This is a genomic window from Paenarthrobacter sp. NPDC056912 (genome assembly GCF_042786555.1).
In the GTDB taxonomy this organism is placed as follows: domain Bacteria; phylum Actinomycetota; class Actinomycetes; order Actinomycetales; family Micrococcaceae; genus Arthrobacter.
This window is the reverse complement of the sequence record NZ_JBHUCD010000028.1, coordinates 1-20,772: the sequence shown is the minus strand read 5'-3', so window position 1 is coordinate 20,772 and position 20,772 is coordinate 1. Positions and strand designations below refer to the sequence as shown.

Below are 20,772 nucleotides of genomic sequence, written 5' to 3'. Positions count from 1 at the left end.
GATGTAACGGTGAACGATGCCGAAAACACCCAGAACTCGTCCTCCCAGCCACTGCAAGAGCGCGTCAACAACCGCTCACAGAGGCCTACGTCCGATGCCTTCAAGGCATTCATGGCCAGTAATTGGGCGCCCGCCCCGCAGGTGACCCCTGCGCGTGACGCCGTCGCAGACCACGCCGCGCGCCGCCGTCGTACCATCTCCGAACTGTTCAAAGGCGAACGGCTCGTAGTCCCGGCCGGTCCGTTGAAGGTCCGCTCGAACGACTGCGACTACCGCTTCCGCCCGCACTCCGGGTTCGCCCACCTCACGGGCTTGGGCCTCGACCACGAACCCGACGCCGTCCTCATCCTTGAGCCGGTCGCAGAGGGAAAGGGCGACGACGGCGGTCACCACACCGCGACGCTCTACTTCCGTCCCCTGGCCGGCCGCGACACCGAGCAGTTCTATGCCGACTCCCGCGCCGGTGAGTTCTGGATCGGCGCCCGCCCCACGCTGGCCGAATTCGAAGCCCGACTGGGCCTGCCCACCGCGCACATCGACCAGCTCGAAGTAGCGATCACCAAGAACGTGGGCGCCCCGGAAATCGGTGGCATCTCCATCCGCCTGGTCCGCAAGGTGGACGAGAACATCGACGCCTTGGTGGACACCGCCCGCTACAACACCGCCAAGGACCCGGACAACCTTGACCTTGGTGAGCTCGACGCCCTCGACGAGAAGCTCAGTGAGGCACTCTCCGAACTGCGCCTGCTCAAGGACGCCTGGGAAATCGAGCAGATGAAGATCGCCGTGGCCGCCACGGTGGAAGGCTTCGCCGACGTCGTCCGCGCGCTCCCCCGTGCGTTGACCCACCAGCGCGGCGAGCGTGTTGTTGAAGGCGCCTTCTTTGCCCGCGCCCGCGAGGCAGGCAACGAACTCGGCTACGACACCATCGCCGCCTCCGGCAACAACGCCACAGTGCTGCACTGGAACCGCAACTCAGGAACCGTCAACGCCGGCGAGCTCCTCTTGCTGGACGCCGGCGTGGAAGCAGACTCCCTCTACACCGCCGACGTCACCCGAACCCTGCCCGCCAACGGCACCTTCAGCGACGTCCAGCGCAAGGTCTACGAGGCCGTTCTCGACGCCGCCGATGCCGGATTCGCTGCCGCCCGGCCGGGCGTGAAATTCCGCGACATCCACACTGCTGCCACCACGGTCCTGGCAGAACGCCTCGCCGAGTGGGGCCTGCTTCCGGTCTCCGTCGAGGAAGCCGTCAGCTCCGAGGGCCAGCAGCACCGCCGCTGGATGCCGCACGGCACCAGCCACCACCTGGGCCTGGACGTCCACGACTGCGCCCAGGCCAAGCGGGAGCTCTACCTTGACGGGACCCTCACCGAGGGCATGGTCTTCACTATTGAGCCCGGCCTGTACTTCAAGGACGAAGACCTCGCCATCCCCGCCGAATACCGCGGCATCGGGGTCCGGATCGAAGATGACATCCTCATGACGGCCGACGGTCCGGTCAACCTCAGCGCAGCGTTGCCGCGCAAGGCCGACGACGTCGAGTCCTGGATGGCCGGCATCTACCAGGAAGCCGCAAGCTAGGCCCCAGCCCTGGGAGACAAACACAGAAGGAAGGCCGCCGGTGATATCCGGTGGCCTTCCTTCTGTGCTTGGTGCGTGTGTGCGGCGGGCTGCCGCCTGGAGCTACGGCTTGGTCGAACCCTCAGGGCCGGACTGCTGCACGTCCTCTTGCGATGCGTCCTGGTCCTCGGAGACGCGGACACCGTACTGCGGACGACCGTCCGGAAGGTCGGGGTAGCGCACGGCGGATGGTGTGGGGTTCTGCGCGGGCTGGCTTGACGGGGCTCCTGCGGTGTCAGGAGCGTTCTGGCCCGCCGGAGCGCCGGCGTCAGTGGCTTCGGGGCCCCGCTGGCCGTAGGGATCGTTCCATGTGGAGGGCCTCTCCGGGGCCTGGCCGGGCTGCTGGAACGGAGCATTGTGCGGGGCGTAGTTATTGGCCTGTCCCGTGGCCGCCTGTGAGGGGTTCATGGGCAGCTGCTGGAGCAACCGGCGTGCTTCGTGTGCGGCTTCCATTGCAACGATGACGTCGTAATTGGTGGCCACCACCTGGCTGGTAGAGGTGAAGTCACGCTTTCCGCGCTGCGTGGCATAGGTCACGATGCCGAACAGCATGAAGAAGGCGGCACCCATGAGTACTGAGGTGATGATGGAGAAGGGGCCCCCGGCCGGTGTGAAGAAGGAGAGCATGACGCCTACGAAGAGACCGAACCACATGCCGCTCAATGCTCCGGACAGCGCCACCCGCGGATAGCTCAGGCGGCCGGTCACCCGCTCCACCATTTTGAGGTCATTGCCCACGATTGACACCAACTGAACCGGGAACTGCTGGTCAGCGAGGTAGTCCACCGCCTTCTGGGCATCCAAATACGAGGTATACGAGCCAACAGTGTCACCCTGGGGGACGCTGCGGGATTCCTCAACGGCTTTGGGACCACCAAAAATGTTTGACATAGCCCCATTGTGTCTCATGGATATGTGAACCGGCTGGAATTCAGCTAAAAGAGAGCAGACTCGGTAGCCTGTAAATATGAGCACACATCCCTCACGCGTATTTGTCGCGCGCCTGCTCGGCTTGGACGTCTTCGACCCCTTGGGCGACCGTCTTGGTCGATTGCGCGATGTCGTGGTGCTCTCCCGTGGAACCCGCGGGGCACCACACGTAGTGGGCATTGTGGTAGAGGTACCGGGCAAGAAGCGCGTGTTCGTACCTATGACCCGCATTACTTCCATCGACCAGACCCAGATCATCTGCACCGGCCTGGTCAATCTGCGCCGCTTCGAGCAGCGCGGCGCCGAAACTTTGGTGGTTGCCGAAATGTTCGATCGCCGCGTCACACTGGCAGATGGCAGTGGCGACGCCACCATCGAAGACATCGCCATGGACCAGCACCGCTCCAAGGACTGGTTCGTCAGCAAGCTGTTCGTTCGCCGTGGTCATTCGTTGTCGCCGCTGAGCCGGCTGCGCCGCAATGAAACACTCATCATCGATTGGGCGGATGCCCAGACCGATGCCCATAACGAGCCGCAAGCGGCCACGCAGTTCGTTGCCACCCACGAGGACCTCAAGCCTGCTGACTTCGCTGAGGCCCTGCAGGAGATGAGCGATAAGCGCCGCTTCGAAGTTGCCAGCGAGCTGCAGGACGAGCGCCTGGCCGATGTCCTTCAGGAACTGCCGGAGGACGACCAAGTGGAGATCCTGTCCGCCTTGGACGTTGAGCGGGCCGCTGACGTCCTGGAAGAAATGGACCCCGACGACGCCGCCGACCTCCTCGCCGAGCTTCCGTCCGCCCAGGCTGAAGAACTGTTGCAGCTCATGGAGCCGCAGGAAGCCGAAGACGTCCGTCGACTCCTGGAGTATGACGAGGACACTGCCGGCGGCCTGATGACGCCTGTCCCGGTCATCCTGCCGCCGGAAGCCACCGTGGCCGAGGCCCTGGCCCACGTACGCCGTGAAGAGCTGTCGCCCGCGTTGGCCTCCTCCATCTTCATCGCCCGTCCCCCGTTGGAGACGCCCACAGGCCGTTTCCTCGGCGTGGTCCATATCCAACAACTTTTGCGGTTCCCTCCGCCGGAACCGCTGGGCAACCTCGTGGACAAGAACCTGGAACCGTTGTCGGACCAGGCGCACATCAGCGAAGTAGCCCGGACACTGGCCACGTACAACTTGAACTCGCTGCCCGTCGTCGACGACGACGGCCGTCTTGTGGGGGCGGTGACTGTTGATGACGTGCTGGATCACCTTTTGCCGGATGACTGGCGCGCCCACGAGGACGACGCCCCTATAAGGAAACTTGGAGGCCGCATTGGCTGAAAACAACGCCACCCGATCCGCCAAGTCCACGGGACGCACGGGCAGCAGCCTCGGCAACCTCGACACACCGCTGAGCGGCCGGAAACGGATCCTCCCCAAGTTCTCCCCCAACCCCGATGCCTTCGGCAATGCGACCGAGGGTTTCGCCCGGTTCATGGGCACACCGACGTTCCTTGTCTACATGACGGTGTTCTGTGTGTTCTGGCTGGCCTGGAACTCCTTCGCGCCCACGGAATGGCAATTTGACCGGATGGAGTTGGGGTTTACCCTGCTCACCCTGATGCTCTCACTCCAGGCCTCCTATGCAGCGCCCCTGCTGCTGTTGGCTCAAAACCGGCAGGATGACCGGGACCGCGTATCGCTGCAGCAGGATCGCCAGCGGGCTGAACGAAACCTTTCGGACACTGAGTACTTGACGCGCGAGTTGGCGTCCCTTCGCATTGCCCTGCGCGAGGTCGCCACCCGCGACTACGTCCGTGCCGAACTCCGGAGCCTTTTGGAGGACATCATCGACGCCCAGGAAGAGCTTCGTGAAAGCGAGGGATCCGCGGGCGGAACCGAGTCCCCGGGCGAAAAGGTCAAGGAGAAACTCAAGGAGAAGCGCGACAAGTCGCGTGGTCCGCGAACACAGCAAATCCCGCGGGTCCGCCCGCCGCGCACAGGACCGCAGCATTCCAGTGGCAAACCCGCCGCACCCGAGAAGCCCGAAAGCCGAGCCTGACCCCATGAGTACCCCATCCGTCGAGGCGCTTCATGCTGCCTTGGCGACAGTTATTGATCCCGAACTCCGACGTCCCATTACGGAGCTCGGCATGGTGGAGTCTGTGGCGGCCGAACCCGACGGTACCGTCCGCGTTGCCGTACTCCTCACCATTGCAGGATGTCCGCTGCGGGAGACGATAACCGAGGACGCCACAGCTGCCCTGTCCCAGGTGGCCGGCGTTACTGGCGTGGACGTAGAGCTGAAAGTCATGACCCAGGCCCAGCGTGAAGCGCTCAAGGAACAGCTGCGCGGCCCGGGAGGACAGCGCGGCATTCCCTTCACCAAGGCTGGTTCGTTGACCAAGGTCTACGCCGTAGCCAGTGGAAAAGGCGGGGTGGGTAAATCCTCCGTTACCGTCAATCTGGCTTGTGCACTGGCCGCCCAGGGCCTTCGGGTGGGCATCGTGGACGCCGACGTCCACGGCTTCTCCGTGCCGGCCCTGATGGGGATCACGCAAAAACCCACCCAGGTGGACGACATGATCCTGCCGCCGGTTGCCTACGGCGTGAAGGTCATCTCCATTGGCATGTTCGTTGCCGGCAACCAACCGGTGGCGTGGCGTGGTCCCATGCTCCACCGTGCCCTGGAACAATTCCTTACCGACGTCTACTTCGGCGACCTCGATGCCCTGTTCCTGGACCTGCCACCCGGCACTGGAGACATCGCCATTTCCGTAGCGCAGTTGTTGCCCAACGCCGAGATCCTGGTGGTAACAACGCCGCAGGCGGCTGCTGCGGACGTCGCTGAGCGCGCAGGAACCATTGCCACCCAGACAGGGCAGAAGGTGGCTGGCGTCATCGAGAACATGTCATTCCTTGAAATGCCCGACGGCGGACGCATGGAATTGTTCGGCAGCGGAGGAGGTGCCATCCTGGCTGAGCGCCTGAGCGCCGCAGTCGGATCGGACGTCCCGCTACTGGGGCAGATTCCGTTGGACATCCGGTTGCGGGAGGGCGGCGACGCCGGGAAACCCGTGGTCCTCGCGGGACCGGAAACAGCCGCCGCCAAGGCGTTGGAAAGTATTGCCGGGATGTTGGCGGCACGGCCCCGCGGACTGGCGGGCATGCCGTTGGGCATCGAACCCCGCTGACACGTCCGTTCTGTCAGGGATCCGTTAGGTAGCTTCGGAATCGAAGGGTGCGGCTTCGCCGTCCGCCAGCTTCTCGATGACACGCGCAGGCGGCTTCGGCTTGTTGTCCACTGCGGCAGGCGCTCCCGCGCTGACGGGCTTGGACTCGTCGTCAAGGAGCGCATCCTTGATGATCCGCCGGGGATCGTACTGGCGGGGATCGTATTTCTTCCAGTCGACCTCATCGATATCGATGCCGACTTCTTCCTTGATCTGCTCGCGGGCGCCGGATGCCATCCGACGGACTTCCTTCACCAAATTGGCAAGCTTTTGAGTGTATTCGGGCAAACGGCTGGGACCGATGACGAGTACGCCGATAATCAGAAGGAGTATGAACTCCGGGCCGTTGATTCCAAACACGCTACGAAGATTACCTTGTCTGTGGTGCCGCTCATAAACCGGCAGGGCGGAGCAGTGTCCTGAGGCCACGAAGCAGCCTCTCGTACCACGACTCGGAGCCCTGCACAGAAGTGCTAAGGCTCATGGAGTCGCCTGCGCGAACAATCTCCGGGACGGCGTCATCAGCCACGTCTGCCGGGAGGTCGGACGTATAGCTGATCACAGCGCCGGGCGTGGCGTAGACGGCCTCCCAGGGCTTTCCCTGGGTAACGGACAGCCGTGCCGGAGCCGTACGGCCGGAAGCGTCCTCCACGGCCTGCAGGTGCTCCTCCACCACGGTGGCGTAGTGCCCGTTGCTCTCCAGGTTGAGTTCCACGGCGGGGTGCCCGTTATGCAGGGTGGCGCGGGCTGAAACCACGCTGAAGCCAAGTCCTGCCAATTCCGGGCATGCCCAGCCTTGTTCCCTGAGTGAAGCCAGTTGGGCACCGCTCAAGGTAACGGTGCCGTTCTGCCGGAAATCCGGGCTGGCCATGAGTTCTGCCGGGCCGCCCTTCAGCGCGCCGGCAAGCAAACCGGCGTCGCTGCTTGAAGCGAATGCCGGCTCCTCGGTATCACCCGCCACGACATATGCCGACACAGCGAGGGCACCGGCGCTGACCGCCAAGGTACCAGCAGCTATTCCGGCGATACGGAGACTCCGCAACGCACCGCTTCGATTCGGTGCAGCGGCGCCGGAAAATTCGGGCTGGTTGGCCAAGCGTTCGGTGTGCTGAATCAACCGCGCTGCGAGGTCCTGGCTGGCTTCGGGCACAGCTGATCCGCGTAGTCGCTCAAGGTACTGCCGTTCCCGGTGAAGCGCGGCACGGCACTCGGCGCAGGCTTGAAGGTGTTCAGGAGTACGGACGTGGCGCAGGGCAGCCAACGTGGGCCGGGATGAACTTCCCGGACGTAGTTTGCGTCGAGGCATCGACGCCCTAATGGAGACTGGCGATGCGGGGCATCTTCAGGCGTGGCTTGCGCGCCTCTGCCGGACGGGGGTCGCGATGGGCGAGTTTCTCCCGCAGCATAGTCCGGCCGCGGTGGATCCGGGACCTTACAGTCCCAAGTTTTACGCCGAGCGCCTCGGCAACTTCGTCGTAGGAGAGCCCTTCGAGATCGCACAGCACGACGGCGGCACGGAAGTCGGGCGGGAGTTCCTCAAGGGCACGCTGGACGTCGAGGTCCAGGTTGTTGTGCTCGAAACTCTGTTCAGGACCCGGCTCGCGGCCGGGCAGGCGGGACTCTGCGTCTTCAGCCAGTGCATCGAAGCGGATCCGGCTCTTTCGGCGTGCCTGATCAAGGAACAAATTGGTGGTAATGCGGTGCAACCAGCCGTCCAGGGTTCCCGGCTTGAAATTCTCCAGCGAGCGGAAGACTCGGACAAAGACCTCTTGGGTGAGGTCCTCGGCGTCGAACTTGTTGCCGGTCAGCCGATAGGCAAGGCGGTATACCTTCGCGGAGTGGTTCGCGACCACTTCCTCCCAACTGGGCATGACCCAATCGGCAACCGCGTCAAAGCTTTCCGATGTTTGGACTGGCGCAGCATGCGATGCCGGCATCGTCCACTCCCCTCAAACTGTGGTTCACCGTCATCCGGTGCCGCCCACCTCTTGGATGACCGGACAATTATTATCCCAAGCTTGTCTGGGAATTTCCTGACTGGCCAGGGTTTTCCACGGACGGCGAAATACGACGACGGACACAGCCGCGGGCGGCTGCGAACAGCGGGTTTACAGGGCAGGACACAGTAGTCTGGTAAAAACACCCCTACCCGCGGAAAGCGAACCCTTCATGAGTGCCGACAAGTCAACCAGCTGGTCCTACGCAGAAGATCTGCCAGCTGAGGATGACGTGTTGTTGCGCGCCCGCGAACGGTCCTTTGAGCTCGGCGTGACCCCTGTCAGCCCCGGCGTCGGCGCAGTGCTGACAGTACTGGCCGCAGCGTCCAAGGCGCAGACAGTCGTTGAAGTCGGCTCAGGCGCAGGAGTGTCGGGCGTCTGCCTGCTGCGCGGGTTGAGCGGCCAGGCCGTGCTGACCACCATCGACGTCGACGTGGAGCACCTCAAGGCCGCCCGCGAAGCGTTCCTTGAATCCGGGAGCCCTGCGAACAGGACCCGCACCATTTCCGGCCGGGCGGCCGATGTCCTGCCGCGCCTGACGGACTCCGCATACGACCTCGTGTTCATCGACGCCGACAAGCCAAACTTCCCCGGCTACGTTGAACAAGCCATCCGCCTGCTCAAGTCCGGCGGCACCCTGGTGATCAACGACGCACTGGACAAGGACCGCGTAGCCAATCCGGCGGCGCGGGACTCGACCACCGTGGTTCTGCGCCAGGTGGGCAAGGCCATTCGCGACGACGAGCGGCTCGCTTCCGCAATGCTTCCCACCGGCGACGGCCTTTTGGTGGCCGTCAAGAAATAGGAAAATGCCTCATTCACCATAGATAAAGCCGGCGCCCTCAGGGCGCCGGCTTTATCTATGTCTTGGGACTCAACAAACACAGCGGCTTAAACAAAACAGGGCCTCGGCTTGCGCCGGGCCCTGCCCCATGAATCTATTCAGTAACGCCTACAAGGCATTCCTTGAGGTTCTCCGCTTCGGCGGCGTTGAGCTCGACCACAAGCCGCCCTCCGCCTTCGAGTGGCACACGCATGATCAGGCTGCGTCCCTCTTTGGTAACTTCCATAGGGCCGTCGCCAGTACGTGGTTTCATAGCCGCCATTAGGAAAATCCCCTCCATTTGTCCCAAGTCACGCCAACCCGGCCGGGCTGGATCCGCGTCGCAATTGCAGCCGGCGGCACCGCTTGGGAGGCCGCCTTGGCCGGGCACCGTTTAAGTGCTTTGTCCTTGCTCGTAGTCCATTATCCCGTAATTACCCGTCCGTAGCGAATCAGCGGCGTATTTGTCCGGGCTTTGTACATATTGCCGATCAGCAACAAAGCACCACGTCAGGGCGGATAGTCGCCGCCTCCGGGCAAGGGAGCCCACGCCCACAGCCAGACGATCCAGACAATCTGGAGGAGGACGAACATGACCACCACGGTCCCCCGGTACGCCTTCGACTTGGACAGCTGCGCCGCTCCGAGCGCCAAGGGGAAAAGGGGCAGCAACATCCTGAACGTACTCGTTTGCGGATGCAGGAATACCAGCAGGTACCCCATGTAGCACGCGCACCACAGCCTCAGCTCCGTCCCCAGCGCCCTCACCGGTTTGGACATCATGACGAGTATGAACAAGGCAGTGAAGACAAAGGGCGCGAGGACGCCCAGCAGCGGACCGAACAACATCCTGCCCGTGTCGAACCAGGGCTTGAAAGGCACCAGATCGTGTCCGCGCCAGGCCGTTTCAGTCCGGGTGTAGGCAGCCTGGTCCCCCGTGACGGCCCAGGCAATTGCGGGCCAGGCCAAAGCTCCCAGCCCTGTGGCCAGCACGAGCACAGTCAGCGATACCAAGCTCCGTACCGACGTCGGAGCGGCACCGCTGCCGGATCCCGGCGGCAACGTCCTCCCCGCCGATGGGCCGTATCGCTGCCACAACCGCCACAGCAGAAGGAGTCCCAGCATTGCCGCAAAAGGTACTCCCGTAGGCCTGGACAGGCACATGAGGAGGACCACAGGTATGGCAATCAGGTAACGGCGCCGGACTACGAGCAATAGCGAGGCCGACAACAGCAGGAGATTCAAGGATTCGGCGTACGGGACTTGGAGGATCGGCGAAACGGGGAAAGTGGAGACAAAGATGACGCCCCACATGGCTGCACGTTTGCCTGCGAACTCCCGGAACAGTTTGAAGATCACCAGCGCGGCGCCCAAACCGGCCACCATCGCAATGGCCGTGAGTGCCGGCAAGGTGCCCATTCCGGTCATGGCGGCGAGTCCGCGGGCCAGGAAGGGGAACAACGCATGGAACGCCCACGCATTCTCCTTGACTACTCCGTTCCCATCCACGGGCAAGTCCGACGGGTAGCCGTTGTCAGCCGCTTCCTGGTACCAGCGGCCGTCCCAGATGGTGATGAAGTTCCAATAGTCAGGCGCAGGCGGGAACCAGGGGTTGGTGCCCTGGTGAATGGCGGCAGCCATGAAGATGCAGGCGCTCACCAGCCTTGCCGCAATAAAAATCAGGGATACTTGCAGCCACCAGGGCCACCCTGCCATGCGGGCTCCGGCGGCAGAGACAGACCTGGAAAGCCGGGCGGTGGGTCCCTCTCCGCCGGGAGGCAGTGGAACTTTGGTGGTCACGGCTCGGTCCGGTTGGATTCGCCATCCCCCAGGCGTCGATGGGCCAACGCACCCAACCGCTCGATCTCGCGGTCCTTGGCGCTCAACTGATCCCTGAGCTCATCCAGGACCTGGTCCACTTGGTCCATCCGGTAACCCCGCAGGCCCAAGGCAAAACGCAATGAATCGACGTCGGAAGGCTTGGCCCCGGCCGGCAACAACACAGGCGGGAGATTCGGGACCGGATCGTCCAGGCCCGCCCCCAAGGAGCGCCCCCGAACGATTCCGGCGCCGAGATACAGCGCAGCTCCAATGAGGACAATCGCGAGAAACACCAGGAAAAAGCTCACAGGCACCATCGTGCCAGAAAGAGCCGGCTACTCCGGGCGTTGGTTTCCGTTGGTGGCTGCCGGAAGGGGTGATCCGTGCAGGACACGGTGGACGGCGTCGGCCGGATCATCCACCAACTGGATCAGGTCAAGGTCCTTTTCGGACACCATTCCTTCAGCCACAAGGGTGTCCCTGATCCACTCAATCATGGGACCCCAGAAACGAACACCAAGGAGCACGATCGGGAACGAGGTCACCTTGCGGGTTTGGACCAGGACCATGGCCTCGAACAGTTCATCGAGCGTGCCCAGCCCGCCGGGCAGCACGACGAACCCCTGGGCGTACTTGACGAACATGGTTTTCCGGGCGAAGAAGTACCGGAAGTTGATACCCAGGTCCACCCATTGGTTGAGGCCCTGCTCGAACGGCAGCTCAATGCCGAGGCCCACGGAGACACCGTTGCCTTCCACGGCGCCCTTGTTCGCAGCTTCCATGGAGCCAGGCCCACCGCCGGTGATGACCGCAACGCCGGCTTCCGCCAACTTGCGGCCCACATCCACGGCCATCTCGTAGTACTCGGTTCCGGGTTTGGTACGCGCGGAACCGAAAACACTCACAGCCGGCCCAAGATCCGCCAGCGCTCCAAAGCCTTCCACGAATTCACTCTGGATTCGCAGAACCCGCCAAGGGTCGGTGTGGATGAACTGGCCGGCGCCGCTCGAATCCAGCAAATGCTGATCGGACATTCCGCCGTCCGCCTGTTTGCGCCGAAGCTCCAAAGGGCCCTTATGCCGGGCCGGTGCGATTGCAGACGGAAGCGGCACATTGTTGCCCGTGGTGTGGCCATTGGCATCCGGGCGGGGAATTGGGTGCTGGCTGATGCTCATTGCCCTAGGCTAGCGCGGATGAATGCATGCTCAGTCGCTGCGACCCGCTTCTTACATTGCAGTCTGGTATATCGCTGGGGAAGAGGTTTCTGTTCAGTCACGATCTTGGACAACTTGGCGTGACCGTGGTCATATTCTCCGCATTGTTCGCTAGATTCGTCGTATGACTACTCATGTGTCCGGCGATGCGCTCGTCTCCCTGAACAGCGTCAACAAACACTACGGTCAATTGCACGTACTCAAGGACATCAACCTTCAGGTTCGGAAGGGTGAAGTCGTAGTGGTCATCGGGCCCTCCGGCTCTGGTAAGTCCACGTTGTGCCGTGCCATCAACCGTTTGGAAACGATCGACGACGGCGACATCGCGATCGACGGGAAGAAGCTTCCCGAAGAAGGCAAGGACCTCGCCCACTTGCGTGCCGACGTCGGAATGGTCTTCCAGTCCTTCAACCTGTTTGCCCACAAGACGATCCTGGAGAACGTCACGCTTGGACCCATCAAGGTAAAGAAGGTCGCCAAGGGCACGGCCGAGAAGGAAGCCATGGCCCTCCTCGAGCGCGTTGGTGTGGGGCACCAGGCTCCCAAGCTTCCCGCCCAGCTGTCCGGCGGCCAGCAGCAGCGTGTTGCCATAGCCCGTGCGCTCGCGATGAAGCCCAAGGTGATGCTCTTCGACGAACCCACGTCCGCACTGGACCCAGAGATGATCAACGAAGTGCTGGATGTCATGATCCAACTGGCCAAAGAGGGCATGACCATGATCGTGGTCACCCACGAGATGGGCTTCGCCCGCAAGGCCGCCGACCGCGTGGTGTTCATGGCCGACGGCCAGATCGTGGAGGACGAGACTCCTGAGGAATTCTTCACCAACCCCAAGAGCACCCGTGCCAAGGACTTCCTGTCCAAGCTTTTGACCCACTAGCTCCTTACAGCCCGCATCCGGCCGTAAGGCGGCCATCCAATGAAAGGAACGTCATGAAGTCTCTTATTACCCGGAGGAAATCACTCCTGGTGGCCGCGTCGGCTGCGCTTGCTCTCTCGCTGAGCGCTTGCGGTGGCGGAAGCGGCTCGACGCCTGCCCCTGTTGCCTCGGCCAGCTTCGAAGCCGGCACCACGATGGAAAAGCTGAACAAGGCCCAGAAGATCACCATCGGCACCAAGTTCGACCAGCCGCTCTTCGGCCAGAAGGGCCTTGACGGCAAGCCTGTCGGTTTCGACGTTGAAATCGGCAAGAACATCGCCGCCAAGCTGGGTATCCCGGCGGACAAGATCGAATGGGTTGAGACTGTCTCCCAGAACCGCGAGTCGTTCATCGAACAGGGACGCGTTGACCTGGTCATCGCCACCTACACCATCAACGATGCCCGCAAGCAGAAGGTCTCCTTCGCCGGCCCGTACTACGAGGCAGGCCAGGCGCTCTTGGTGAACAAGGACGATAACTCCATCACCAAGCCGGAGGACGTCAAGGGCAAGAAGGTCTGCTCCGTTACCGGATCAACCCCCGCCAAGACGATCGCCGAAAAGTACGGTGCCGAAGTTGTTCCGGCCGCTACTTACACCGCCTGCCTGGAGCCGCTGCGCAACAAGCAGGTTGTCGCAGTGACCACGGACAACGTGATCCTCGCCGGTTACGTTGACAAGGAACCGGACGCTTTCAAGCTCGCCTCGGACGAAACCTTCACCAAGGAGCCCTACGGCATCGGCCTGAAGAAGGACGACACCGTCTTCCGCAACTGGATCAACGACCAGCTTGAGGAATTCTCCAAGGACGGCACCTACAAGAAGGCATGGGAAGCCACGGCCGGCAAGGTCATCAAGACCACGCCTGAACTTCCTGCGATCAACCGCTACTAGTCGGGACCCGTCGGCTGCCGCCGTCCCACCGGACGGCGGCAGTTGCCGAATCCAGGACCCTGTTCCCTGATTAGCTGCAGCCGAAGGAAGCCATGGACGCCGTCATAGCAAGCCTCCCCGAATACTGGGACGGATTTCTCCGCACCCTCTACCTCTCCGTAATCTCAGGAATCATTGCCCTCATCGTCGGCACCATCCTGGCGGCCATGAGGGTCTCCCCGGTGGCTGCTCTCCGCGGTTTCAGCATGTTCTATGTTGAAGTCGCAAGAAACACCCCGCTGACCATCATTTTCTTTTTCTCTGCAATTGTTCTCCCCCGGCTGGGCGTCAAATTCGAACAATTCGAAGTCGCTGCCATCATCGCGTTGAGCAGCTACACGGCAGCCTTCATTGCTGAAGCCGTCCGTTCCGGTGTCAACAGCGTGCCGGTCGGACAAGCAGAAGCCGCTCGCAGCATTGGCATGACATTCACCCAGGTTTTGGGTTTCATTGTGCTTCCCCAAGCTGTCCGCACAGTCATACCCCCGTTGATCAACATCCTGATCGCACTGGTCAAGAACTCTTCGGTGGCCGGCGCATTCTTCGTCCTTGAGCTTTTCGGCTACGGTCGCCAGCTCACCAACGACTACGGTGACCAAGTCCTTTGGATCCTGCTCGGGGTGGCGTTCTTCTACCTCCTGATTACGGTGCCTTTGGGGCTCCTGGCGCACTTTGTTGAACGAAAGGTGGCGATTGCCCGATGACCTCGGTCCTGTACGACGTCCCCGGGCCCAAGGCCCGCCTTTACTCACTGCTGGGGTCCGCACTCGGAATCCTGATCATCCTCGTTGTCCTGGGCATCGCCATCATGACGCTCGCCCAGCAAGGAATTTTCGACGCCGACCGCTGGGTCATCTTCTACGGCCCGATGGCCCCGGATGTGTGGAGCCTCATCGGCCAAGGAATCCTGGCCACGCTGGCTGCGGCCGCCGTGGCAGCGGTCATCGCCTTTCCGCTCGGCATCGCGCTCTGCCTCCTCCGCATCTCACTGATCGCGTGGATCCGGATACCCACCCAGGTAGTTCTTGAGTTCCTCCGCGGCATGCCTGTTGTCCTCATGATGTTGTTCGTCCTGCTGGTTTTCGCGACCGGTCAGTTCCAAGCGGTAGTGGTTGGCTTGGTGCTCTACAACGCCGCCATCTTTGCCGAGATCCTGCGCGCGGGCATCCAGTCGCTGCCCAAGGGACAACGTGAGGCTGGTCTGGCCATCGGCCTGCGGAGCTTCCAGTCGCGAATGTCCATCGAGTTCCCCCAGGCCGTGCGCCGGATGCTCCCGTCGCTGGTCGCGCAACTGGTGGTCCTGCTCAAGGACACCTCGCTTGGCTACATTGTTGGCTACGAGGAACTCCTGAGGAAGATCCAGATCATGGCGGACTTCCTGGGCCCGGACTTCCTGTTCCCGGCGTTCTTCGTGGGCGCAGCCATCTACATCCTGATCAACCTCTCGGTGTCCCGGCTTGCGATCTGGATCGAACGCCGCGGCTCCAAGAAGGCTGCTGGCGGCATGGCTCCGATGACGATTCGAACTGGCCTTGAAGGAACCGGCAACGACCCGGTTGCACAGAACGTCGTTCCCGGCGCGGATAACCCGGACAAGAAGTAGAAATCCTGCACCGACACGAAGAAGGTCCGCAGCCACCAAGCTGCGGACCTTCTTTCTTGCCTGCGGGAACCTCCCGGGCTAAGCCTCCAGCCACGTCCTCAGTGCACGGAGGCACTCACGGACGGCGTCGGCGTCGACGTGTTCGTTGTCCTTGTGCGCCAGCAGCGGATCACCGGGCCCGAAGTTCACCGCCGGGATACCGAGCTCGCTGAAGCGCGCGACGTCGGTCCAGCCGTATTTGGGCTTGGGCTCGGCGCCGACGGCGGCAACAAAGGACGCGGCTGCCGGGTGGTTCAGCCCCGGGCGGGCGCCGGCAGCAGCGTCCGTACGGACGACGTCGAACCCTTCCAACAGTTCACGAACATGGGCCTCGGCCTGATCCGGCGTCTTGTCCGGGGCGAAGCGGTAGTTGATCTCCACCACGCAGCGGTCAGGAATGACGTTGCCCGCAGTACCGCCATTGATCTTGACGGCGTTGAGGCTCTCGCGGTAGTCGAGGCCGTCCACGTTGATGGTCCTGGGCTCATACGCCGCCAGCCGGGCAAGGATGGGTGCCGCAGCGTGGATGGCGTTGCTGCCCATCCATGCACGGGCGGAGTGTGCCGTCTCGCCGAGCGTGGTTGCCTCGAATCGGCTTGTGCCATTGCAGCCACCTTCCACAGTGCCGTGGGTGGGTTCCAGGAGGATGGCGAAATCGCCCTGAAGGAGGTCCCCGTGATTGCGCACGAGCCTGCCGAGGCCGCTCTTCACGGCCTCCACTTCCTCGTGGTCATAGAAGACGAAGGTGACATCCTTGTCCGGCTGACGGCCGTCGTCGAACAGTGTCGCCGCCAAGGCGAGCTGCACCGCGACGCCGCCCTTCATGTCCGTGGTGCCGCGGCCATAGAGCACGCCTTCGCCGGGAACGCCGGACTCCCACGTCGCCGGGACGGTGCCCAGCGACCCTTCAACCGTGGGCAGCGGAACCGTGTCCAAGTGTCCGGCAAGGATGACGCGTTCAGGACGGCCAAGTTCGGTGCGGGCGATGATGGCGTCGCCATCGCGGACCACCGTATAGGCGGGGATGGCGCGCAGAGCGGACTCGACGGCATCAGCCAGATCGGTCTCGTTGCCGGAGACGCTGTTGAAGTCGATCAGCGCCGCCGTCAGCACGGCAACGTCCTGGCGCAGGTCGAGGAGGGCGGGAGCGGGGTTCAGGGTCACCCGTCCACCATATCTACCATTGTTGGTGCTTGGGGCACCCAGGATTCACCACGAATGCGACTTGCAGGGCGTGAGACGGGTTTTAGCCGACCTCCGACTGCTGGATACACTTGGCCCATGACTGAAACTGCTTCCTCTGCTGTGCCCGCAAACGCACCCGCTAACGACCGATCAGCCTACGGATTCGGCCTCGCCACCATCGCCACCTCGGCTTCCGGGGAAGCAACCGTGCTGGATGTCTGGTTCCCCGCTCCGGCCCTTGGCGTTGCTGCCGAGACGCTGCGCGACGTTGAAAACGCAGACCCCGCGCTCACGGCACTTGCCGAAGACGGCAAGGATGCCGACCGTGGCACGGAGCAGAAGGTGGTCTTCGCCCAGATCGACCTCGACGCCGCGCCTGCAGACACAGCCGACGCCTACCTCCGTTTGCACCTCCTCTCGCACCGCCTGGCCAAGCCGAACAGCATCAACCTGGACGGCGTTTTTGGCAAGCTTCCCAACGTCGTGTGGACCAACTTCGGTCCGGCTGCAGTGGATGGCTTCGAACTGACCCGTGCACGCCTGCGCAAGCGCGGCAACGTGGTGGTCTTCGGCGTGGACAAGTTCCCGCGGATGGTTGACTACGTTGTCCCCACAGGTGTTCGGATTGCCGACGCCGACCGCGTCCGCCTGGGTGCCCACCTGGCCGAGGGCACCACCGTGATGCACGAAGGCTTCGTCAACTTCAACGCCGGCACCCTCGGCACCTCCATGGTGGAAGGCCGTATCTCTGCCGGCGTTGTGGCCGGCGACGGCACCGACGTTGGCGGCGGAGCGTCCATCATGGGAACCCTTTCCGGCGGCGGCAAGGAAAAGATCGCCCTCGGTGAGCGCGTGCTCCTAGGGGCAAACTCCGGCGTAGGCATCAGCATCGGTGACGATTCCGTCGTCGAAGCCGGCCTCTACGTCACCGCCGGAACCCGCGTGCGTGTTCCGGGACCCAAGGACGAAAACGGCGAGGACACCAGCACGATCATCAAGGCTGTGGAACTCTCCGGTGTCCCCAACCTGCTTTTCCGCCGCAACTCCACCACAGGCGGCGTGGAAGTCCTTCCGCGCAAGGGCCAGACGGTTGAGCTGAACGAGGCACTTCACGCCAACTAGCAGGAGGACGTCCGTGCGCCGGTTCCGCCGCGCCATCGTTGCGGTGCTGGCTTTGGCCCTCGTGGCAGGTGCTATCTACGCGATTGTTGCTGTACTGCAGCGCTCCGAGACTTTGGTCTCGGAGCGCTGCGTCGCCGTCGTGGGTTCCGAAAGCTACGAACTCGCCACCGATCAGGCAGCGAACGCTTCCCTTATCGCAGCGATTTCCGTCCAGCGCGGACTGCCGCCGAGGGCTTCGAGCATCGCCTTGGCGACCGCCATGCAGGAGTCCAGGTTGCGCAACATCAACTATGGCGATGAGGCCGGCCCCGACTCCCGGGGACTCTTCCAGCAGAGGCCAACGCAAGGTTGGGGCACCGAAGCACAAGTCATGGACCCCGTCTACGCAACTAACGCGTTCTTCGACGGACTGGTCAAAGTGCCCGGCTACGAGACCATGGAGATCACTCAGGCCGCCCAAGCGGTCCAGCGTTCGGCGTTTCCCCGCGCCTATGCCCAGCACGAAGGCATGGGACGGGCTTTCGCTTCGGCCCTGACCGGACATTCGGAGTCTTCACTGAACTGTGAACTGCGCATGCCTGACGCGGCAGGCGACCCTGCCGCCGTCCTTGAAGAATTGACGACGGCGTTTGGCACCCCGGCGGCGACCGTCCAGGGACGCTCGGTGCATCTGGATATCACCGGCACGCAGGCCTGGGCTGTAGCCCACTGGGCCGTTGCGAACGCCAAGTCGCTGTCCATTACTCAGGTGGACGCTGCCGGCCAAACGTGGAACCGGGAAAAGCGCAATGGCTGGGAGGCGTCCGCGGCCCCCGCGGACACTGTCACCATCACGGTGTCCGCCCCCACCACGTAGATCAGGCGAGCAGTTCCACCACGGGCTGGACGTAGCTCCGGAACACGTCGGGCTGGGATAGCAGCCTGTGGCTCATGATCATGGTGCTTGGCTCCAAGTACCACGCCCGCGGTTCCGTCAGCGGAAGCTCGATGATGGTGAGGTCGAAGTCCCGCGAGCTCCGGCCCACTTCAAGGAGCCGGTCTTCCACCATTTCTCCAAGGACGTGCGTCACTCCGTTGGCTTCCCGGGCAGCCTCGATGTCCGCGTACTCATCAATCCTGTCCGTTGCCCAGCCCAGCGCTGAGCCAAAGTGGGCTTGCAGGACTCGCTGGAGGGCTGGTGAATTGCCGAAGGCCTTGAAGCTGGGCGGCGCCAGTTCGAGGGCGGGTTCGGGATAGGACCGGACGAGCTGCTCCCACCAGGCCTCCCACTCGGTCTTGAGCGCGGGGACGCCTCCGACGTCGGAGGTCAGATGCGTATGGTCTGCGTGCCGAACTTTCGGATCTGCATGGGACAGGACTGGTTTTCCGACACCGTCCAGTCCCGCTACGTCCCGCAGGTACAGGGCTATGAGCATCGGCCCGGACGTGTCCATGGTGATGCGCCATCCCGGGCCGCCTGACTCATGCATCCGAATTCCTCCCTTGGCAGGTCCCCGACATGCCCAGTCTATTCCCGTTGGCTACCCCACGTCAGCGACGGGTAAACCCTGAATAAGGGCAGCCGTGCTGCTCAGCCAGCGGCGGGCACTGCGCCCAGCGACCGCAGGTGGGCCGTGAGGACATCACTGCACATCTCTGCGGTCATCCAGTCAGGTTGCAGCAGGGCGTGCATGCACAGCCCGTCCAGGGTCGCCAGGAGCCTTTCAGCCTCCGTTACGAGGGTTTGTTGGGCATTGGCCTCTCCGGGGTTCAGGACCATGACCAGCCGACCGACGACGGCTGCCACAGTCCTGTGGCTTCGTTCGGCTTCACCTTCCAGGACAGGCTTGATCCGTGCCGCATGCCTGAAGGCCATCCACACACAAGCATCGACGGCCAGTTCCTCATCCAAGGGCAAGAACTGGCCAAGGAGGGTCAACACGGCTGTGTGCTGCTGCGGGCTGGCGTAGTCCGCTTCCTCCACGGCGGCCAACGCAGATTCAAGGCGCCCGGCGATTCGGTCAATAACCATGCCAAAGGAGAACACCAGGAGTTCATCGCTACTGGCGAAGTAGTGTCGAACTGAGCCCACGGCCAGATCGGCCTCATCAGCTACTTCACGAAGGGAGGCCCGCTCCAAACCGTCGCTGGCAATGATTCGGAATACTGCTTGGACAACTTCCTGGCGCCGGGCTTCGGCATCAACAATTTTGGGCACCAGTATTTTTTAGCACAAACGTGCTTCCACCTTGCTCAACACTGCGCGGCGTGGCTTCGATTTCCGATAGCGTAGACACCATGAAAATTCTTGTCACGGGTGGCACCGGCTACATCGGTTCGCACACCGTTCTGTCCCTTCAGGAAGCCGGCCATGACGTCGTCGTCCTCGATAACCTCGTGAACTCCAGTGAAGAGTCCCTGCGCCGCGTCTCCGAGCTCACGGGCAAGACAGCTGCCTTCCACAACGTGGACCTGGTGGACGAGCCGGCCGTCGAGGCCGTTTTCGACCAGCACAAGATCGACGCCGTCATTCACTTCGCGGGCCTGAAGGCCGTCGGAGAATCCGTCCAGGAACCCTTGGCCTACTACTACAACAACATCGTGGGCACCCTGAACCTGCTCCGGGCAATGGACAAGCACAACGTCCGCTCCATCGTGTTCAGCTCCTCGGCCACCGTGTACGGCGAGCACAACCCGATCCCCTACATCGAGAAGATGGAGATCGGCGCCAACAACCCCTACGGCCGCACCAAGGAACAGATCGAGGACATCCTCTCGGACCTGGGCAACGCCGATCCCCGCTGGCAGATCGCACTACTGCGCTATTTCAACCCGGTTGGCGCGCACCCGTCCGGCCGCATCGGCGAGGATCCCCAAGGCATTCCGAACAACCTCGTACCGTTCATTGCACAGGTTGCCGTTGGGCGCCGCGAGAAGCTGATGGTCTTCGGCGGGGACTACGACACCCCCGACGGAACGTGCCAGCGAGACTACATCCACGTGGTGGACCTCGCCGAGGGCCATGTGGCAGCACTAAATTTCATCGCCGAACGTCCGGGCGTCCGCCGCTGGAACCTCGGCTCAGGCAAGGGCTCCTCCGTGCTGGAAGTCCTGCGCTCCTTCGAGAAAGCCGTAGGCCACGAACTGCCCTACGAGATCACCGGCCGCCGTGCAGGCGACCTCCCGGCCTTCTGGGCAGACGCCTCCTCCGCATTGGCCGACCTCGGATGGTCCACCACCAAGACCGTGGACCAGATGTGCGAGGACCACTGGCGCTGGCAGAAGAACAACCCCTTCGGGTACAACGCTTCCTAACCGGCCTCCAGGCCCGCTGGCAGAACCAACGACGGCGGCCGCCCACCTCGCGCGAGG

At 63.0% G+C, this 20,772-nt stretch carries 23 protein-coding genes; 12 read left to right on the top strand and 11 right to left on the bottom strand.

The features are described from left to right. The first annotated feature begins 9 nt into the window (after positions 1–9). The gene (locus ACFRJ9_RS22215; RefSeq protein ID WP_377672627.1) at positions 10–1,584 is read left to right on the top strand and encodes an aminopeptidase P family protein; all 1,575 of its coding nucleotides are present in this window, start codon (positions 10–12) and stop codon (positions 1,582–1,584) included. A gap of 102 nt (positions 1,585–1,686) precedes the next feature. On the opposite strand, the gene ACFRJ9_RS22210 is transcribed toward ACFRJ9_RS22215, so the two are convergent. Next, positions 1,687–2,514 carry a general stress protein gene (locus ACFRJ9_RS22210; RefSeq protein ID WP_377672625.1) on the bottom strand — a complete coding sequence of 276 codons (828 nt, stop codon included), beginning with the start codon at positions 2,512–2,514 and terminating at the stop codon, positions 1,687–1,689. Between the two features lie 76 nt (positions 2,515–2,590). Here ACFRJ9_RS22210 and ACFRJ9_RS22205 point away from each other — a divergent pair, with 76 nt between their 5' ends. From ACFRJ9_RS22205 to ACFRJ9_RS22195, 3 genes are read left to right on the top strand one after another with little or no spacing between them, the layout of a single operon-like run. After that, positions 2,591–3,874, top strand: a complete 1,284-nt coding sequence (locus ACFRJ9_RS22205) for a magnesium transporter MgtE N-terminal domain-containing protein (protein WP_377672623.1) — start codon at positions 2,591–2,593, stop codon at positions 3,872–3,874. Then, positions 3,855–4,595, top strand: coding sequence for a DUF1003 domain-containing protein (locus tag ACFRJ9_RS22200; RefSeq protein ID WP_377672621.1), 741 nt, complete (start codon positions 3,855–3,857; stop codon positions 4,593–4,595). The genes ACFRJ9_RS22205 and ACFRJ9_RS22200 overlap by 20 nt, the downstream gene beginning before the upstream one ends. Before the next feature lie 4 nt (positions 4,596–4,599). Further along, positions 4,600–5,727 (top strand): Mrp/NBP35 family ATP-binding protein, encoded by a 1,128-nt coding sequence (locus tag ACFRJ9_RS22195; RefSeq protein ID WP_377672618.1) that lies wholly within the window; start codon positions 4,600–4,602, stop codon positions 5,725–5,727. Between the two features lie 24 nt (positions 5,728–5,751). On the opposite strand, the gene ACFRJ9_RS22190 is transcribed toward ACFRJ9_RS22195, so the two are convergent. From ACFRJ9_RS22190 to sigE, 3 genes are read right to left on the bottom strand one after another with little or no spacing between them, the layout of a single operon-like run. Next, on the bottom strand, positions 5,752–6,126 hold the full coding sequence (locus ACFRJ9_RS22190) for a Sec-independent protein translocase TatB (RefSeq protein WP_377672615.1): 375 nt from the start codon (positions 6,124–6,126) through the stop codon (positions 5,752–5,754). 31 nt (positions 6,127–6,157) lie between these two features. Next, positions 6,158–7,072, bottom strand: a complete 915-nt coding sequence (locus ACFRJ9_RS22185; RefSeq protein ID WP_377672612.1) for a hypothetical protein — start codon at positions 7,070–7,072, stop codon at positions 6,158–6,160. Positions 7,073–7,079: 7 nt separating this feature from the next. Next, on the bottom strand, positions 7,080–7,703 hold the full coding sequence (gene sigE / locus ACFRJ9_RS22180) for an RNA polymerase sigma factor SigE (protein WP_377672609.1): 624 nt from the start codon (positions 7,701–7,703) through the stop codon (positions 7,080–7,082). Between the two features lie 232 nt (positions 7,704–7,935). Between sigE and ACFRJ9_RS22175 the strand changes: the two genes are divergently transcribed. Beyond that, positions 7,936–8,568 carry an O-methyltransferase gene (locus ACFRJ9_RS22175; RefSeq protein WP_377672606.1) on the top strand — a complete coding sequence of 211 codons (633 nt, stop codon included), beginning with the start codon at positions 7,936–7,938 and terminating at the stop codon, positions 8,566–8,568. A 133-nt stretch (positions 8,569–8,701) separates the two neighbouring features. Here ACFRJ9_RS22175 and ACFRJ9_RS22170 read toward each other — a convergent pair whose 3' ends face one another. The 4 genes from ACFRJ9_RS22170 to ACFRJ9_RS22155 all read right to left on the bottom strand — a co-directional run bounded on the left by ACFRJ9_RS22170 (position 8,702) and on the right by ACFRJ9_RS22155 (position 11,582). Further along, entirely contained in the window at positions 8,702–8,869 is a 168-nt protein-coding gene (locus ACFRJ9_RS22170) for a DUF3117 domain-containing protein (RefSeq protein ID WP_064721643.1), read from the bottom strand. 227 nt (positions 8,870–9,096) lie between these two features. Then, positions 9,097–10,302 carry a hypothetical protein gene (locus ACFRJ9_RS22165; RefSeq protein WP_377672721.1) on the bottom strand — a complete coding sequence of 402 codons (1,206 nt, stop codon included), beginning with the start codon at positions 10,300–10,302 and terminating at the stop codon, positions 9,097–9,099. 80 nt (positions 10,303–10,382) lie between these two features. Further along, complete coding sequence (locus ACFRJ9_RS22160; protein WP_377672603.1) at positions 10,383–10,724, bottom strand: DivIVA domain-containing protein; 342 nt, start codon at positions 10,722–10,724, stop codon at positions 10,383–10,385. 18 nt (positions 10,725–10,742) lie between these two features. Continuing rightward, positions 10,743–11,582: a TIGR00730 family Rossman fold protein gene (locus ACFRJ9_RS22155; RefSeq protein WP_377672600.1), complete on the bottom strand. Its 840-nt coding sequence runs from the start codon at positions 11,580–11,582 to the stop codon at positions 10,743–10,745. Between the two features lie 163 nt (positions 11,583–11,745). On the opposite strand from ACFRJ9_RS22155, the gene ACFRJ9_RS22150 reads away from it, so the two are divergent. The 4 genes from ACFRJ9_RS22150 to ACFRJ9_RS22135 all read left to right on the top strand — a co-directional run bounded on the left by ACFRJ9_RS22150 (position 11,746) and on the right by ACFRJ9_RS22135 (position 15,075). Beyond that, positions 11,746–12,501, top strand: coding sequence for an amino acid ABC transporter ATP-binding protein (locus ACFRJ9_RS22150; RefSeq protein WP_377672597.1), 756 nt, complete (start codon positions 11,746–11,748; stop codon positions 12,499–12,501). Positions 12,502–12,554: 53 nt separating this feature from the next. Next, positions 12,555–13,433, top strand: coding sequence for a glutamate ABC transporter substrate-binding protein (locus ACFRJ9_RS22145; protein ID WP_377672594.1), 879 nt, complete (start codon positions 12,555–12,557; stop codon positions 13,431–13,433). A gap of 92 nt (positions 13,434–13,525) precedes the next feature. After that, entirely contained in the window at positions 13,526–14,176 is a 651-nt protein-coding gene (locus ACFRJ9_RS22140) for an amino acid ABC transporter permease (protein ID WP_377672591.1), read from the top strand. After that, positions 14,173–15,075 carry an amino acid ABC transporter permease gene (locus ACFRJ9_RS22135; protein WP_377672588.1) on the top strand — a complete coding sequence of 301 codons (903 nt, stop codon included), beginning with the start codon at positions 14,173–14,175 and terminating at the stop codon, positions 15,073–15,075. The genes ACFRJ9_RS22140 and ACFRJ9_RS22135 overlap by 4 nt, the downstream gene beginning before the upstream one ends. Positions 15,076–15,153: 78 nt before the next feature. Here the strand turns inward: ACFRJ9_RS22135 and dapE are convergent, their stop codons facing one another. Next, positions 15,154–16,278: a succinyl-diaminopimelate desuccinylase gene (dapE, locus tag ACFRJ9_RS22130; protein ID WP_377672585.1), complete on the bottom strand. Its 1,125-nt coding sequence runs from the start codon at positions 16,276–16,278 to the stop codon at positions 15,154–15,156. A gap of 117 nt (positions 16,279–16,395) precedes the next feature. Here dapE and dapD point away from each other — a divergent pair, with 117 nt between their 5' ends. Then, positions 16,396–17,421 (top strand): 2,3,4,5-tetrahydropyridine-2,6-dicarboxylate N-succinyltransferase, encoded by a 1,026-nt coding sequence (dapD, locus tag ACFRJ9_RS22125; RefSeq protein ID WP_377672582.1) that lies wholly within the window; start codon positions 16,396–16,398, stop codon positions 17,419–17,421. Positions 17,422–17,434: 13 nt separating this feature from the next. Next, the gene (locus ACFRJ9_RS22120; protein ID WP_377672578.1) at positions 17,435–18,277 is read left to right on the top strand and encodes a hypothetical protein; all 843 of its coding nucleotides are present in this window, start codon (positions 17,435–17,437) and stop codon (positions 18,275–18,277) included. A 1-nt stretch (position 18,278) separates the two neighbouring features. On the opposite strand, the gene ACFRJ9_RS22115 is transcribed toward ACFRJ9_RS22120, so the two are convergent. Continuing rightward, positions 18,279–18,890, bottom strand: a complete 612-nt coding sequence (locus tag ACFRJ9_RS22115; RefSeq protein ID WP_377672575.1) for a hypothetical protein — start codon at positions 18,888–18,890, stop codon at positions 18,279–18,281. Between the two features lie 101 nt (positions 18,891–18,991). Next, on the bottom strand, positions 18,992–19,618 hold the full coding sequence (locus ACFRJ9_RS22110; protein WP_377672572.1) for a TetR/AcrR family transcriptional regulator: 627 nt from the start codon (positions 19,616–19,618) through the stop codon (positions 18,992–18,994). An 80-nt stretch (positions 19,619–19,698) separates the two neighbouring features. Between ACFRJ9_RS22110 and galE the strand changes: the two genes are divergently transcribed. Next, on the top strand, positions 19,699–20,715 hold the full coding sequence (galE, locus tag ACFRJ9_RS22105) for a UDP-glucose 4-epimerase GalE (RefSeq protein WP_377672569.1): 1,017 nt from the start codon (positions 19,699–19,701) through the stop codon (positions 20,713–20,715). The last annotated feature ends 57 nt before the right edge of the window (positions 20,716–20,772 follow it).

Bases quoted from the DNA above. Each gene is read 5' to 3' on its own strand.
- galE (WP_377672569.1), top strand. From the start codon at position 19,699: ATGAAAATTCTTGTCACGGGTGGCACCGGCTACATCGGTTCGCACACC.
- ACFRJ9_RS22155 (WP_377672600.1), bottom strand. From the start codon at position 11,582: ATGAGCATCAGCCAGCACCCAATTCCCCGCCCGGATGCCAATGGCCAC.
- ACFRJ9_RS22140 (WP_377672591.1), top strand. From the start codon at position 13,526: ATGGACGCCGTCATAGCAAGCCTCCCCGAATACTGGGACGGATTTCTC.
- sigE (WP_377672609.1), bottom strand. From the start codon at position 7,703: ATGCCGGCATCGCATGCTGCGCCAGTCCAAACATCGGAAAGCTTTGAC.
- ACFRJ9_RS22115 (WP_377672575.1), bottom strand. From the start codon at position 18,890: ATGCATGAGTCAGGCGGCCCGGGATGGCGCATCACCATGGACACGTCC.
- ACFRJ9_RS22195 (WP_377672618.1), top strand. From the start codon at position 4,600: ATGAGTACCCCATCCGTCGAGGCGCTTCATGCTGCCTTGGCGACAGTT.
- ACFRJ9_RS22175 (WP_377672606.1), top strand. From the start codon at position 7,936: ATGAGTGCCGACAAGTCAACCAGCTGGTCCTACGCAGAAGATCTGCCA.
- ACFRJ9_RS22205 (WP_377672623.1), top strand. From the start codon at position 2,591: ATGAGCACACATCCCTCACGCGTATTTGTCGCGCGCCTGCTCGGCTTG.
- ACFRJ9_RS22170 (WP_064721643.1), bottom strand. From the start codon at position 8,869: ATGGCGGCTATGAAACCACGTACTGGCGACGGCCCTATGGAAGTTACC.
- ACFRJ9_RS22150 (WP_377672597.1), top strand. From the start codon at position 11,746: ATGACTACTCATGTGTCCGGCGATGCGCTCGTCTCCCTGAACAGCGTC.
- ACFRJ9_RS22145 (WP_377672594.1), top strand. From the start codon at position 12,555: ATGAAGTCTCTTATTACCCGGAGGAAATCACTCCTGGTGGCCGCGTCG.
- ACFRJ9_RS22185 (WP_377672612.1), bottom strand. From the start codon at position 7,072: ATGCCTCGACGCAAACTACGTCCGGGAAGTTCATCCCGGCCCACGTTG.
- ACFRJ9_RS22165 (WP_377672721.1), bottom strand. From the start codon at position 10,302: ATGGCAGGGTGGCCCTGGTGGCTGCAAGTATCCCTGATTTTTATTGCG.
- ACFRJ9_RS22160 (WP_377672603.1), bottom strand. From the start codon at position 10,724: ATGGTGCCTGTGAGCTTTTTCCTGGTGTTTCTCGCGATTGTCCTCATT.
- dapD (WP_377672582.1), top strand. From the start codon at position 16,396: ATGACTGAAACTGCTTCCTCTGCTGTGCCCGCAAACGCACCCGCTAAC.
- ACFRJ9_RS22210 (WP_377672625.1), bottom strand. From the start codon at position 2,514: ATGTCAAACATTTTTGGTGGTCCCAAAGCCGTTGAGGAATCCCGCAGC.
- ACFRJ9_RS22135 (WP_377672588.1), top strand. From the start codon at position 14,173: ATGACCTCGGTCCTGTACGACGTCCCCGGGCCCAAGGCCCGCCTTTAC.